14 protein-coding genes are annotated in these 14,988 nt (G+C 45.7%); 6 read left to right on the top strand and 8 right to left on the bottom strand.

Features of this window, described 5'->3' with window-relative positions; all coding sequences use genetic code 11:
• The first annotated feature begins 131 nt into the window (after positions 1-131).
• The 3 genes from GZK95_RS17145 to GZK95_RS17135 all read left to right on the top strand — a co-directional run bounded on the left by GZK95_RS17145 (position 132) and on the right by GZK95_RS17135 (position 2,592).
• The gene (locus tag GZK95_RS17145; RefSeq protein ID WP_075715813.1) at positions 132-1,058 is read left to right on the top strand and encodes a chemotaxis protein; all 927 of its coding nucleotides are present in this window, start codon (positions 132-134) and stop codon (positions 1,056-1,058) included.
• 196 nt (positions 1,059-1,254) lie between these two features.
• Positions 1,255-2,271, top strand: coding sequence for a GGDEF domain-containing protein (locus GZK95_RS17140; RefSeq protein WP_075706172.1), 1,017 nt, complete (start codon positions 1,255-1,257; stop codon positions 2,269-2,271).
• A gap of 57 nt (positions 2,272-2,328) precedes the next feature.
• Complete coding sequence (locus GZK95_RS17135) at positions 2,329-2,592, top strand: putative hemolysin (RefSeq protein WP_075715812.1); 264 nt, start codon at positions 2,329-2,331, stop codon at positions 2,590-2,592.
• Positions 2,593-2,606: 14 nt separating this feature from the next.
• Here the strand turns inward: GZK95_RS17135 and GZK95_RS17130 are convergent, their stop codons facing one another.
• On the bottom strand, positions 2,607-3,479 hold the full coding sequence (locus GZK95_RS17130; protein WP_083626308.1) for a YdcF family protein: 873 nt from the start codon (positions 3,477-3,479) through the stop codon (positions 2,607-2,609).
• 179 nt (positions 3,480-3,658) lie between these two features.
• On the opposite strand from GZK95_RS17130, the gene GZK95_RS17125 reads away from it, so the two are divergent.
• Positions 3,659-5,026: an L-serine ammonia-lyase gene (locus GZK95_RS17125; protein WP_075715811.1), complete on the top strand. Its 1,368-nt coding sequence runs from the start codon at positions 3,659-3,661 to the stop codon at positions 5,024-5,026.
• Between the two features lie 539 nt (positions 5,027-5,565).
• On the top strand, positions 5,566-7,056 hold the full coding sequence (locus GZK95_RS17120; RefSeq protein WP_075715810.1) for a peptide MFS transporter: 1,491 nt from the start codon (positions 5,566-5,568) through the stop codon (positions 7,054-7,056).
• A gap of 122 nt (positions 7,057-7,178) precedes the next feature.
• On the opposite strand, the gene GZK95_RS17115 is transcribed toward GZK95_RS17120, so the two are convergent.
• Positions 7,179-7,535 (bottom strand): DUF3316 domain-containing protein, encoded by a 357-nt coding sequence (locus GZK95_RS17115; RefSeq protein WP_075706167.1) that lies wholly within the window; start codon positions 7,533-7,535, stop codon positions 7,179-7,181.
• Positions 7,536-7,934: 399 nt separating this feature from the next.
• Here GZK95_RS17115 and GZK95_RS17110 point away from each other — a divergent pair, with 399 nt between their 5' ends.
• Entirely contained in the window at positions 7,935-8,132 is a 198-nt protein-coding gene (locus tag GZK95_RS17110) for a DUF2986 domain-containing protein (RefSeq protein ID WP_075715809.1), read from the top strand.
• 44 nt (positions 8,133-8,176) lie between these two features.
• On the opposite strand, the gene GZK95_RS17105 is transcribed toward GZK95_RS17110, so the two are convergent.
• The 6 genes from GZK95_RS17105 to nirB form a co-directional block, all read right to left on the bottom strand.
• On the bottom strand, positions 8,177-8,656 hold the full coding sequence (locus tag GZK95_RS17105; RefSeq protein ID WP_075706165.1) for a LabA-like NYN domain-containing protein: 480 nt from the start codon (positions 8,654-8,656) through the stop codon (positions 8,177-8,179).
• Positions 8,657-8,783: 127 nt separating this feature from the next.
• Entirely contained in the window at positions 8,784-9,905 is a 1,122-nt protein-coding gene (locus GZK95_RS17100) for an HD-GYP domain-containing protein (RefSeq protein ID WP_075706164.1), read from the bottom strand.
• Positions 9,906-10,110: 205 nt separating this feature from the next.
• A complete protein-coding gene (cobA, locus tag GZK95_RS17095; RefSeq protein ID WP_075715816.1) occupies positions 10,111-10,884 on the bottom strand; it encodes a uroporphyrinogen-III C-methyltransferase in 774 nt (257 codons plus the stop codon).
• A gap of 106 nt (positions 10,885-10,990) precedes the next feature.
• Positions 10,991-11,842, bottom strand: coding sequence for a formate/nitrite transporter family protein (locus tag GZK95_RS17090; RefSeq protein ID WP_075706163.1), 852 nt, complete (start codon positions 11,840-11,842; stop codon positions 10,991-10,993).
• Between the two features lie 108 nt (positions 11,843-11,950).
• Positions 11,951-12,274: a nitrite reductase small subunit NirD gene (gene nirD / locus GZK95_RS17085; RefSeq protein ID WP_075706162.1), complete on the bottom strand. Its 324-nt coding sequence runs from the start codon at positions 12,272-12,274 to the stop codon at positions 11,951-11,953.
• A 12-nt stretch (positions 12,275-12,286) separates the two neighbouring features.
• A complete protein-coding gene (nirB, locus tag GZK95_RS17080; RefSeq protein WP_075715808.1) occupies positions 12,287-14,848 on the bottom strand; it encodes a nitrite reductase large subunit NirB in 2,562 nt (853 codons plus the stop codon).
• Positions 14,849-14,988: the final 140 nt, after the last annotated feature.

Genomic DNA, 14,988 nt, shown 5'->3' with positions numbered 1-14,988 from the left:
ATCTCTGATCTGTTTCAACGAAATATCGTTTATTTCTAATAACATAGTTTAGTGTTTAGCCCATAATGACCTCAGACTTTAGTCATAAAATCGAGGTTGGGTTTAGTTCTTTTAAAACAGTAGGTATAAAAATGGCGGTACAGAGTAAAGCAAACCAATCACAAGGCATGTTGATGTTTAGCTTAACGGCAACCCAGCAATTGTTTGCAATCGGCACTTTAAAAGTGCGTGAAATCGTACCTTACTTGCCAACGACACAGATCCCCTACTCACACCATCATGTTATTGGCACCGTGACCATACGTGACCTTAACGTGCCAGTGATCGATATGCCTGCAGCGATTGGCTTTCGCCCTATTCAGCCGGAAGAGTACTCCTCGTGTTTTCTGATCGTCACCGACTGTTTGCGCACTGTGGTGGCTTTTATGGTGCGAGGCATCGAAAAAATCATTGACTGTGATTGGCGTAACATTGAGCCATCACCACCAACCGCAGGAAGCAATGTCTTTGTCACCGGTATCACGCGTTACGAAAATGAAATCGTGCAAATGCTGGATGTGGAGCTATTGCTATCCAAGATTTACCCGCTATCAGAAGCAGCCAGAATTCCGATTCTGACCGACGTGCAGCGTGAGAAACTTAAAGCACTGAACATTCTGTTGGTGGATGACTCAACCATTGCAAGGCGTCAGCTTGCCACGGCACTAGACAGTATTAATATTCCTTACAACATTTGCACCAATGGCGTGGAAGCACTGTCGTTCATGCAAGATGCGGTGGCACAAGGACGCGCAGTTGATTTGCTAGTGAGCGATATTGAAATGCCGGGGCTAGATGGATACGAGCTAGCCTTTGAAACACAGAGTTCACCTGAGTTGCGCCATGCCTACATTATTCTCCACACCTCGCTTTCAAGCGAGATTTGTGTTGACCGCGCGAATCAAGTTGGTGCACACGAAGCATTAGAAAAGTTTAATGCCGGAGATTTGATTAAAGCTATGTTGCGCGGGGCGGATCAGGTGACCAAAGATAAACAACAGTTAATGACTAACTCTTAGCGATAAGTTAATGTAATAGAAAATTATTTCACAGTTTACGCTTTGAAGAACAAGTGAAACTGTACCAAGGATGTTGGATTGGTTATCGCTTAGCCAGTCCAGCATCGAATTAAAAACAAGCGTGCTAGCAAAGCACCCTTAAATTGTCTGATGCAACGATTTCGTAAGCTGCACCTTATTTGATTGACATAGTAAAATGACAGAAGACGTTTTTAAAAAGTCGACCGCAAACTTAAAAAAAGCGGTTCCCTTGATGATGAAGAATCATGTCGCGGCAACCCCAGCGAACTACGCGCTGTGGTACACCTACGTAGACAACTCGATGCCCAAGCTTAACCTTGAGCTAGAAAGCGTGATTGAAAACTATGGTATTTGCCCACCAGGGGCTGGAGAGCGGCTTTACAATAAGCACGTTGCCACTCAATCCGAGACTAAGCTGAGCGATTTACGCGCCAACATCGAGATATTAGTCAATGAAGTGGCTAGCTCGATGAACGATACCCTCAATGATACCTCGCAATTCTCAGCGATGATTGACAAAAGCTTCAAAAATTTGGAGCGCGTGGAAGATGAGAGTATGTCGCTAGATGACGTGATGGCAGTTGTTCGCCAACTCGTCGATGAATCTCGAGATATTCGCCACTCGACTAGCTTCCTGTCTAACCAACTCAACACCGCAAGCAAAGAAATCAGCCGTTTAAAAAACCAACTGGCTGAAGTACAACGCGATGCATTATTCGATAGCTTGTCCGGGTTGTACAACCGCCGCTCATTTGACAATGACGTACACACTCTTTGTCAAAGCGGGCAGAATTTCTGCCTGATCTTAGCCGACATTGATCACTTCAAACACTATAACGACAGCTACGGTCATCTGTTTGGTGACTCAGTCATCCGTGGACTGGCAAGACGATTGCAATCCAGTTGTCGCGATGGGATCACCGCCTATCGTTTTGGTGGGGAAGAGTTCGCAATTATCGTTCCCAATCGCAGCCTTCGTGTCGCAAGACAATTTGCAGAAAGCCTGCGTCGTGCTGTGGAGAAGCTCTCGATCAAAGACCGTCGAAGCGGGAAACAAGTGGGTAATATCACTGCATCATTTGGGGTCACTGAGCGTCATGAAGATGAATGTGCAGAGCCATTAATCGAGCGCACCGACCAACTTCTCTATGAGGCAAAACAACTCGGTCGAAATAGAGTCATGCCGGTGTAGGCAAGTTGCCAAAAACTCGTCTATTCTTTAGCCGTATACCTTGGCTGGAGATAAATAATGGAAAAGAAACGAGTTTTAAAGACATTTTCACTTTTTATAACCGCAGCTTCTTTAGGAGCTATCGTCGGATGTGCGGGGGACAACTCGCCTTATAAAAAGACTGAATACCAAACGGTCTCAAATCCAGCCGCCGTATATTGTGTTCAACGCGGCGGTGAGCTTGAGACCGTTTCAGAAAACTCGCAAAGAGTCACTTATTGCCTACTGAGTGACGGAAGTCGCATAGAGCAATGGGAGTACTACCGACAAAATCACCAATAAACCGAACAAAGCAACTAAACGTGTTGTGACTCTGGATCAACTTGGCGGTTTAGCCATCGCAAAATTTGATTAAGCTCCTCCAGCAGCGGCACAACATCCCTCACGGGTGTCGTTGCTGGCGTCAACTCGATAATCGTCCGTATTCTTTTCAGTTCATGCTGATACTGCACCCCAATATCCAATACCATTAAATCCTGCAAAGCTTGAATTGCTCGCTGATATGGTTCTCGTCTCACTTCAGCAAGTGGGCGCTCAAACACCTGCCCTTTCACTCCCTCAAGGTAGACACGATAAGTGGTTAATTGGTCGATAAGCAAAAAAGCCTTTCCTCGTTCACATAGATGCGGATACGTCGCGGCGATATGCTGCTCGGGCTCTAACGACATGTCGATAGCCAACCCAACCTTGCTGGCGCGGCGTTTAAACTGCCCAATTAGCCCTTGCTCTGGCATTAACGCTTCTATCTCAAGAATGCGTTCAATGTGGTAGTCGCAAGAAGCCAATCGAACCCTAACACGTTCACCTTTTTGACATAGTTGGCTCACGATCAGCTTATCCGCAGCGTTAAGCAAATTCTCCACACTGGTTGTCGACTGGTCTTCTATTAGTAACTGCTCTGTTTTTGCCCACCTTAATGAATCTGGATAGTGACTGTCCAAATACTGAAACATCGCCGCAGCTTCTGAGATATGTTGCTCCGCCAACTTCCCACCACAAAACATAATCGCCATCTTGTTGTGTTGCAACTTTGGCAACTGAGCAGCGAGTTCATCAAGGCGCGATACCCCTTCTGCTGTTAACTGACTACTGACAAGCCGTTTACCCAACACGATAACGACGTCGGTCACACTACCTAATGTTAAATCGCTCAATATTGCGCTTGCCACTGCTTTCTATTCCCTTACTGACTATAGTTATAACAGAGTGAACTCCGCTCTGAGTGCATTTGTCCTAACAGACACTGAGATAGCGAAACAACCAAGCAATGAGGTTTATGAGTGTTACTCAACACCTCTGCCACTGCAAGCGACAAAGCAGCCTGTGTCGCATACACGAGGATACCGTTATGTTGTCGATATTCGATATTTTCAAAATAGGCGTCGGCCCATCAAGTTCGCATACCAATGGTCCAATGTTGGCTGGTTTTGATTTTTCAAAACAGCTACATGAAAACCGTCTAATAGACAAAACTGAACGAATTGAAGTCAACCTTTATGGTTCACTCTCGTTAACAGGTATTGGTCATCATACCGACCGCGCAACGATCCTCGGGCTACTTGGCAATAAGCCTGATACCATCAAAATTACGGGTGTAAAACAGACCCTGCAGAACACAATAGAAAATCAGCAATTGCTCCTATCTGCCAGCCGTACCATCCCTTTCGACTACTCGGCTGATATCGTTTTTCACCAAACGAGTTTACCACTTCATGAAAATGGCATGTCTATCATCGCTTTTGACTCCGAGGCAAAGCCCATTTTGCAACAAACTTACTATTCTATCGGTGGTGGTTTTATCGCGACTGAAAAAGAGATGCGCGAAGGGAAAGCTGAGCAGGCAGTAGAAGTGCCATTCCCTTTTACGAGTGCAGAACAACTACTGAAAGACGCAGAGGCACATGGCTTAAGTCTTTCAGCATTGGTATTGCGTAATGAGGTCTGCTTTCAATCAATGGCGAAGATAGAACAACGAGCGGATCAAATTTGGCACGTAATGCAATCTTGTATGCAGCGCGGATTTGACACTGAGGGGATCTTAGAAGGCGGCTTAAATGTTACCCGACGCGCTCCTAACCTGCAGAAAAAGCTTCAGTCTAATCATGAACTTGAAACGGATCCTATGGCGGTAATGGATTGGGTCAACCTGTTTGCTTTCGCCGTCAGTGAAGAGAATGCCGCCGGTGGACAAGTCGTGACCTCACCCACTAACGGGGCGGCTGGGGTGATTCCAGCGGTTCTGATGTATTACCACAAGTTTATTCGTCCGCTCGACACCAAACAACTGTTGGATTTCATTGCTGTCGCCGGCGCAATTGGGATGTTATACAAAATGAATGCGTCGATATCCGGCGCAGAGGTGGGCTGCCAAGGAGAAATTGGCGTCTCATCTTCCATGGCCGCGGCTGGGCTTACATCATTACGAGGTGGCAGCAATGAGCAGATTTGCATTGCCGCAGAAATCGCGATGGAGCACTCTCTGGGCATGACATGCGATCCGATTGGCGGCTTAGTGCAAGTCCCCTGTATCGAACGCAACGCGATGGGTGCAATTAAAGCGATTAATGCGTCAAGAATGGCACTAAAGCGAACCAGCAAAACGCTTATATCGCTCGACAAAGTGATCGAAACCATGTACCTCACAGGAAAGGATATGAATAGGAAATACCGCGAAACCTCACTTGGGGGATTAGCACTAATAAACTTGTGCCAATAAGTGCGTCTTGAGGTTACCCCATCTTACGAATACATTGCTAAAGTAGCCAAGTGGATACTAGCACGGTGGTGAGCACGGGTATTCTAACCAAAAAGAACACGATCTAACCGCCAAACAAAGCAAACCTCATCAAATTCTCCTGCTCGATGATGAGGTTTGTTCTAACCAAACACCCTATCAATATCCCCCTCGCATCCCGACTTTATAGACACGTAAAATTGCCAAAAACGGTTGTTACACGCGTCCTATGTATCTGACGGTTTCATTGGATTCTCGACACGTTGTCTCCCTCTCTACACCCAGCAGATAAACCGAGCACCACTTCTAGTGCGACGCACGTGTGTTGAGGTTCAGTAAGAATGCGAGTCGTTATTAATTTCTAAACAGTATCATTAACATTTACGACCAATCAGCAAACGTTTGCCAGTCAATTCAGTATAAAAAACCACCAAAAAGCAGGGAAAATTAGTGCATTTAATCGTTTTTCTGACATAATCGTCCGCCTTTTATATATTTAAACGAGTTCACAAGAGAAATTTATGTGGAATAGGCTTAATAAGTCGATGATGTTCTGCCAAATGATGTTTGGCTTGTCATTCTACGGTGTCATGGTAATCCTGAGCCGCTTCTTCCTCGAAGATCTAGGTTACAGTGAAGCCGACACTATGATGGTTGTAGGTGCATTCTCTTCAATCGGCCCACTTTTCGCAATTGCTGGTGGTTTTATTGCGGATAAGTTCTTAGGTGCGTATCGCTCACTCACCATTTCATACTTCACCTTTGCAACAGGTTATTTGCTACTGATCATTGGCTCTTCAGCCACTAACGTACCGATGAGCTTGGTTGGTATCGCCCTTGCTAGTTACGGCCGCGGCTTGATGTCACCTTCCTACCCAAGCTTGTACAAACGTACATTTGCGACCCAAGAAGACTTTGAAAATGGTTACCCAGTTAACTATTCAGTGAACAATATTGGCGCACTACTTGGCCAATATCTTTTCCCAATGATTGTACTGGTGATCGGTTTCCACGGTAGCTTTATGTTGACTGCTGTGCTTGCCTTGCTCGCCCTTGTGACACTCGTGATTTTCAGAAAACCACTGGTTAGCGTTGCAGCAGAAATCGATAAAAAACCTGTTGGTGCGGCAAACTGGATTGCGTTTATCGCTCTTTCAGCTGCAATGATTGGCTTAGTATTCTTTATGTTCTCTAACATGGATGTCGGTCAAAACATTGTTTATGCCATCAGTGGTGCGGCTATCTTGTACTTTATCTCATTGATGTTTAAGTCAAGTAAAGCCGTAGCGCTAAAGATGGGTACGATCTTGATTATGACCGTGCTGACCACTTGCTTCTTTGTCTACTACGGTCAGATGATGACCTCTATGACCATGGTAACCATTAATACCATGCGTGGTGATTTGTTTGGCTTCATTCCAATCGCACCAGAAGCTTCAATGGCGATGAACTCTTTGTGGTGTATCCTTGCCGGACCAGTGATCTCACTGACATTTTCTCGTCTTGAAAAATTTGGGCTTACCCTCTCTACCGCGAGCAAAATTGGTATTGCATTTATCTTTACCGCGGTGGCGTTTGGTATCTTGACCATGGCAGTGAAGAGCGTTGGTGCTGATGTTATTATTCGCCCAGAGACATTCTTAATTATTCACATGTTCCAAGCCTTTGCGGAAGTGATTGTGGGTAGCTTAGTGGTTGCCTTTATCCTGTCAGTTGCACCTAAGCACATTGAAAACTTCTCAGTTTCTCTGTTTTATATTGCCATGGCACTCAGTGGCATTATTGGTGCCGTATTCTCTACCTCAATCGCACTTGAGAAAGGACAACAACTAACACAAGAAGTGGTACAAACCGTCTATGGTGACTACTTCTACATGCTGACTATTCTGGCTTTAGTTATGGTGGTGATTGCATTTATTTCGTCGTTCATCGTACGTAAAATGCTTGAAAGTGCTGAGCGCCAAGAGCAAGAGCAGCAACAAGAGTTTGTTGAAGCGGATACCCCAGCTTAACGCCTCAAAACACCCAACAGAAAGCCCCAGCCATCGCTGGGGCTTTTTTCAAGGCGCTGTAACATCACAGCGAAGATCCTTGTTTGCAACGTTAAATCTATTCGGTGCTAGCGAAAACAGATTTAATCGCGGTCTCTCGCACGGTATTCATAGCTTACGCTAATTACTGGTTGATAAGCGATTGCCCCCTCACTGGTCACAATCTCTTCAATTTGCACTTGAGAGTTCAACAGCTCAAATGAATTTAAATCTACTTGGTCGTTAGTACTCCAGAACACATTACGGCTGAGTTCTAGAGAGTCCATGCGGTTAACATCAACTATCATCATTCGACCAGACTCTAACGCAGCGGCCTTCGAGTCGTATGCGTTACCTGCCATGGTGCTGCTTTTGATTAATTTTGAGTATGGACCACTACCACCCGCCATCGCGACAGAAGTGAACAAAACCACGCTTACTAAACCGGCTAACTTAATCATAATTATCTCCTTTACTTACCAAAGCTCGGACTCCTTCTTAGCTGCCCGAGTACCTAAATAGTACGTTAGAGATGACCCATCGGGTTTTAAATAAATTGCACGTGTTGCTCAATTTTTTTGACCTAGTAACCAACTCACCTATTGACGAAATCGAGCGAGTAATCTGGTCTAGATCCTGCTTTTAGACCGAAACTAATGATTTTTAACTGTTAGTTTTATTCGCGAAGCAAACCATGTCTTGTTGTTGAAGGAGGGGCTTTAGAGCTAATGGTTATAATGGAGTGATAAAGTCTTCTAAAACGAAGAGCCTTGATGACCGAATAACCCACCTCTTGAAGTTCATGCAATTCGCAAATTTTCCTGCTATGATTCGCGCCCAGCAACAATAAGGGTGCTCGCATGAACCGTAAAAAGCGTATTAATCAAATTTTGAAAGCTAAGCAAAAGAAAGCGAATGCTAAGCTACATAACAGCAACAAGCCCCGCTATATTTCGAAAGCGGAACGAGCCAAGATGGAAGCTGAGCAGCAAAATCAAACTGAGCTTGAAAACCAAGCGACAGAACAGTTTGAGTCTAGCAGCACTCAAGACGCGTAGAATAGCAGCCTCATACTCCTAGCATGAGGCTAATTCTCGATAACTTAACGCTGAATCAGTAGTTCATCGTCAATCGCGACGTAGCGGTCACAAACGTCAATCAAGTTTTGTGCAGTTAAATCCGCTACCGAGTAAACATCAACCTTAGTATTAAAACGTTGTTGTACTCGCTCCACCAGCATTTCAAAATCACCGTCGCCGGAAAGCAAAATCACACGATCAACACCACTTGCGGCCTCATAAACGTCCAAAGCAATCCCAACGTCCCAATCACCTTTTGCACTGCCATCCATACGTTGAATCAACGGCTTGAGGCAAACCTTAAAACCGATACCGCGCAATATATGATGAAATTGACGTTGCTTAGGGTCTTGAGTAGCGATGGCATATGCATGAGCGGAAGCAATATCAAACTGATAATTCACTTTGGCCCAAAACTTGTTGTAATCGAAGTTCGCTTGAAAACGTTGTTTGGTGGTGTAGTAGATGTTTTGCACATCAACAAATATCGCCACTTTTTCCATAAGTACTGCTCTGTAGAAAATTTACTGGCTATCTTACCAGCCTGAAGATATCCGTGCACTGCAACAATATCGAGTAGAGCAAAAACAAAGGCAGCCAAATGGCTGCCTCAAGAGTCGTTGAGTTGGTTTACTCTTCATAACCCCAGTGCTCTGGCTCCGGATACTTATGGATCACTTGCTTGAGATACTCTTGCTTATAACGCAGAGCATCAACACATAGTGCATCGAGCTTCCCTTGCTGCACCATCTTTTCAAGTTCTAACAAAGCTTCGGTTACGGAGCAGGCTTGTTTATATGTCTTATGCGTTGTCATCGAGTCAAAGATGTTCGCAACTGTCACAATACGTGCGGCGAGAGGCACCTCTTCTTGACGGAAACCGTATGGATACCCACTGCCATCAAGGTATTCATATTGAAAACGCATAATCTGGTTGAGTAAGGTGATGCTAGGATGACTCGGATTCCCGACTGAGGAGACGATCTCATCCATAATCTTAATGCCATTATCAATATGAGAACGTGCGGACATCAGCTCTTGCGAACCAAAAGGCTTAGTGTCGTACATTAAACTCTCTGGCAACTGAGTTTTGCCAATATCATGAATTTGGGCAAAAGCGGCGATGGCTTCGACTTGCTCATCATCTAGGTTGCGATGTTCAGCAACATATTCTGCTATCACCTTGGTATAGGCTCGCATTCGTCGACCATGGTAATAGGAATCACGGCAATAAACCGTGCTACCGGTGCGTAAACGGTCAGCAAACTCAACTATCGTTTTCACCACCTGACTATGGGATTCCACCGCAAACTGCAGCATTTCAATATAGGGGGCGAGAGAAAGTAGAGACTTGCTATCAAACACATTGGGTTCGTAAGCGTTCAAAAAGACAAAACCGCTAAAGCGATGATTTTGGAAGCAAGGAATTGCCGCCGAAGAACGGTAACCTTTATGGCGCAGAAACGCTAAGCGGTCGCAATGCGTTAAGTACGCCAGATCATCAATAATACGCGGGACACCCATCGCCGCGGAGCGTTTTAGCTGATCAAGCTTGCTCAATCGCTTCTCATGATGGAGCTCACTCCATAGCTGGAACTCGCTATCTGCATAGGTAACCAGTGTGTCTCTATCGCGATTGTACTTTGCGTACGATACACGAGCGATCTTTGGCGCATGTGCGTGCATTCTGTGCATCAACTGCTGCAGTTGCTGGTTGAGCGGTTTCGCTGTTTGAAAATAGTGATTGTTCATCTTATCCTCCAGCACCTCATCCAAGAGGTACAGTGGGCAAAGAAATCACACTCGCACAGCGCTACCTTAATTTAAGGTTCTCATTTGCCTGACGAATGTGAGTCAACTTCTCTATCAAACATACAAAACAACTGCTGGTTTCAGCCAGTACAAACGGTGAAAATTCATTCATCTCGTGATCATAATCAAATAGCGCACCTTACGGTTAATGATTGATATTGAACCACTCTAACTTTTCATGCAGTGATGTCACACTACCGACAACGATCAATGCAGGACTTTGTGCTTGTTGTGCCATTGATGGCAACTGAGCAAGGCTACCACGTAACACACGCTGTTCACGGCGCGTTCCATTTTCAATAATCGCGCAAGGCATATCGTCGGACAAACCATGGGTAATGAGCTTATCGGCAATATAGCCACTCTGCTTTAAGCCCATGTAAAAGACCAGTGTTGAATTGGACTGTGCCGCCGCGTGCCAATCAATCTCTTTGCCATCTTTTTGAACGTGACCAGTAATAAACTGTACCGCTTGGGCATGGTCACGATGAGTCAGTGGAATACCAGCATAAGCAGTGGCGCCTGCCGCCGCAGTAATACCAGGAACAACTTCAAAGCGAACCCCTTCTTCCGCTAGCTTCTCAAGCTCTTCACCGCCACGACCAAAAATAAACGAGTCCCCCCCTTTAAGGCGCACAACACGCTTACCTTCACGGGCTTTATCCACCAAAATTTGGTTTATCTGCTCTTGTGGTACGCAATGGTAGTCCAGCTTTTTACCTACATAGATCATTTGCGCCTTTTCATTGGCAATGGCTAAGATTTCTGGCGCGACTAAGCGGTCATAAACCACGACTTCAGCCTGTTGAATAGCTCGATACCCCTTGACGGTTAACAGATCGGGGTCACCCGGGCCAGCCCCGACCAAAGAAACAAAACCTTGGTCTAAACCTGAGTTGAAAGAGGTCAATGTCGTCATCATTATGCCTATCAAAAATTTGGATATAAAAAGTGATTCTGAAGGCAAAATCACTTGTTATTGCCAAACTACCCCGCCGTAGCAGCGGGGTAATGCTAACAAAGGTTTATTTGCTTAGAGCAGGTTGCCCATGCATTTCTGCATCAGTATCGGTCGTTAGACCTTTCGCTGTTTTGGCATGCGTTAGGTATAGCGGAACACAGGTAAACAGCAGACCACCGACAATGTTGCCCAAAATGGTTGGAATCAAGTTGTAGTTCAACCACGTAGCGATACCAAAATCTGCACCAAGCATCATTCCAAGTGGGAACAAAAACATGTTAACGACAGCATGCTCAAAGACCAAAGCAAAGAAGATGAAAATCGGCAACCACATTGCAGCAATCTTACCGGCGACAGAGCGTGCGGTCATATTGCCAATTACACCCAAGCATACCATTAGGTTACAAAGAATACCGCGTACAAAACAGGTAATCCAACCGTCGAAACCAAGATTCTCAAACCCTACTGTGCGCGCCGTCGAAACCTTAATAAAAGTTTGACCGACAGCATTCGGCTCAACGCTGAAGTTCATCGTTAAAGAAAGAGCAATCAGGAACGCCACTAACAGTGAGCCAATTAAGTTGCCTAGCCCAACCAAACCCCAGCAACGCATAACACGTGCCCATGTAATTCCAGGGCGATTGTCAAACTGAGCTAAAGGAGCCAGTCCAAAGACGCCAGTGACTAAGTCGTAACCCATTAAACTTAAAATACAGAAACCGACTGGGAACACTAGCGCACCAACAATACCAATTCCGGTCTGCGTTATCGTGGTAATCGCCACCACGACAGCAAGCGATAGAATGATCCCCGCCATAACACCGCGTAAAATCAAATCTCGCGTAGAAGTGCGGACTTTTGCTTCGCCGGTCGCGATCATGGTTTGGACAAATTCGGCTGGTTTTAAATAAGACATCATGTCTCTCCAAAAAGTGAAATTAAAAATCAAATAGTGAAAGGCTCCCTACCCCGCTTTATGCCCCCGCAGAGGGGCAGGAAGCCTTTAATCTATTTAATCTCTCTACTAAGCGGCGATCTCCACATCGCCATTAGTCACGCGAGTTTGATAAGCACGAACGTTAAATCGCTCATCTTCCATGCATTGACCTGTCGTTAGGTTAAAGCGCTGTTTCTTGAGCGGGCTTGCAACCCAAAGTTCACCTTGGTGTTCACAAATTAAACCGCGTGAAAGTACGTTGGATTGAAAGAACGGGTCGGTATTGCTGATGGCGAAAACTTGTTCGCCATCGGTTGGACGAAATACCGCAACTTGCTGACCATTCACCAATGCACAAACACCCGTGCCCGGCACGATATCGTTGATGTGACAGATTTTTTCAAATGACATAATCGACCTACCTTAATCCGCAATCGCTACATGAAGAATGTCGCCTTTTGCTTCCGGGTGCTTTTCCGTAAAGGTCGCTGGGCGATGTTGCTCACGCTCTGGAACAAACACGACATTTTCGTCACGCTTGTCTGAGTTAATAAAGTGAGAGAAACGAGTCAATTGGGACTCATCGTTAATGGTCGCGGTCCATTCACACTGATATTCGTCAACCAGTTTGGCAACATCCGCTTCTAGTTGCGCATTAATACCAAGCTTGTCATTCAGGATCACTTCACGCAGGTAATCAACGCCACCTTCCATGTTTTCCATCCAAACCGATGTGCGCTGAAGCGGCGCTGCTGTGCGGATATAAAACATCATAAAGCGGTCGATATACTTCAGTAGAGTTTCTGTATCTAAATCACTCGCCAATAGATCTGCATGGCGTGGCTTCATGCCACCATTACCACAGACATACATGTTCCAACCTGCATCTGTGGCGATAATACCTAGGTCTTTACCTTGCGCTTCGGCACACTCACGGGTACAACCCGAAACACCAAACTTCATTTTGTGCGGGGTACGAATGCCTTTGTAACGGTTTTCAATCAATGAACCTAAGCCGACAGAATCTTGCACCCCGTAACGACACCATGTCGAACCAACACACGTTTTCGCCATACGCAGTGCTTTGGCATAAGCTTGCCCTGTTTCAAAGCCCGCTTCGATCAGCTTGCGCCAAATCTCTGGTAAGTCGTCTTTTTGCGCACCGAACAATCCAATACGTTGCGCACCAGTCACCTTAGTGTAAAGGCGATATTCTTCAGCGACTTTTGCCAACACGCCTAGCGCTTGCGGTGTCACTTCACCACCCGCCATACGTGGGATTACTGAATAGGTTCCGTCTTTTTGGATGTTGCCTAAGAAGTTGTCGTTGGTATCATGCAGCTTCACCAATTGCGGCTTAAGAATGTGTTCACCCCAGCAAGAAGCAAGGATAGAGCCCACAAGTGGCTTACATACCTCACAGCCATAACCTTTGCCATACTTCTCAAGTAACTCTTCGAAAGTCTTAATTTCTTCGATACGAATAAGATGGAAAAGTTCTTGGCGCGAATAAGCGAAGTGCTCACACACATCGTTCTTCACTTCAATGCCTGATTTCGCCAGCTCTGCATTCAGCACGGAAGTCACTAGCGGAATACAACCGCCACACCCCGTTCCTGCGCCGGTCACCGCTTTGATGTCTGCTAGTGTGTGGTGACCATCCGTGACGGCTTGAGCAATTTTGCCTTTGGTCACATCAAAGCATGAGCAAATCACGGCACTCTCTGGCAATGCATCGGCACCTAATGCTGGTTTTTCAGCGCCCGCGTGGGCTGGCAGAATAAGCGCGTCAGGATGCTCTGGCAGATCAATCTCATTTAGCATCAGTTGCAAAAGATCGCCATAATCAGCGGTATCGCCAACCATCACCGCGCCGAGCAGTTTCTTGTTGTCTTCAGAGACAATCAGACGTTTATAAACTTCTTGCTCTTCGTTTTGATAAACATAGCTTTTGCAACCCGGAGTACGGCCATTGGCATCACCAATAGAACCCACTTTGACGCCCAGTAGTTTTAACTTAGCCGACATGTCGGCCCCTTCAAACTTACTCTCGACCTTACCTAGCAAGTGATCAACGGCAACCGTCGCCATCTTGTAACCCGGCGCGACCAAACCATAGAACATGCCATTCCAAGAAGCACATTCACCAATCGCGTAGATATCTTGATCCGAGGTTTGGCAGTGGTCATTAATGGCAACACCGCCACGGGTAGCAATATCGAGATCCATTTGTCGAGCGAGCTTGTCTTGTGGACGAATCCCAGCAGAGAAGACGATAAAGTCTGTCTCTAACTCCGTGCCGTCAGCAAAACGCATCACATTGCGCGCATCTTTGCCTTCAGCCGCAATCTCAAGGGTATTCTTTCCGGTATGGACGTTAACCCCCATTCGTTCGATTTTCTGACGAAGTTGGTGACCACCCGCAAGATCAAGTTGCTCTGCCATCAGTTTCGGCGCAAACTCGACCACATGAGTTTCCATACCCAATGCTTTTAGTGCACCAGCCGCTTCAAGACCAAGTAGGCCGCCACCAATGACGACGCCTGATTTGCTCTTTTTCGCCGTCGCTTCAATCGCTTTTAGATCTTCAATAGTACGGTAAACAAAACAGTCTTTGCTTTCATTGCCTTTAATCGGCGGCACAAAAGGGTACGAGCCAGTGGCGAGGATCAGTTTGTCGTACTGAATCTCACGACCTGAAGAAGAGTAAACAATGTGGTTTTGGCGATTGATGTTAATTGCACGCTCGCCGAGTAGAACTTGAATACCGTGTTTCTCATAGAACCCTTCTTTGACTAAAGAAAGCTCTTGAGCGGTGTGATGAGAAAAGTAAGAAGAAAGGTGAACTCGGTCATAGGCGACGCGCGGTTCCTCACAGAAAACCGTCACTTCAAAATTCGATATATCGGTTTTCTCAACGAGATCTTCGATATAGCGATGTCCCACCATCCCATTACCGATGATCACTAGCTTGAGCTTGCTCATAATCAATTCCAGTGTTTATTTCGTATCTGGGTGGGATTTTTATTTATGAAGAAAAATTAATACATGATGTAAATCAATTACCAATTTAAACTACCCTAAAGGGGTAGACTGACTACTTTAGGGTTAGATATTGCCAATAC

This window comes from Vibrio panuliri (assembly GCF_009938205.1).
Lineage (GTDB): Bacteria > Pseudomonadota > Gammaproteobacteria > Enterobacterales > Vibrionaceae > Vibrio > Vibrio panuliri.
This window is presented reverse-complemented; position numbering and strand designations above follow the sequence as displayed.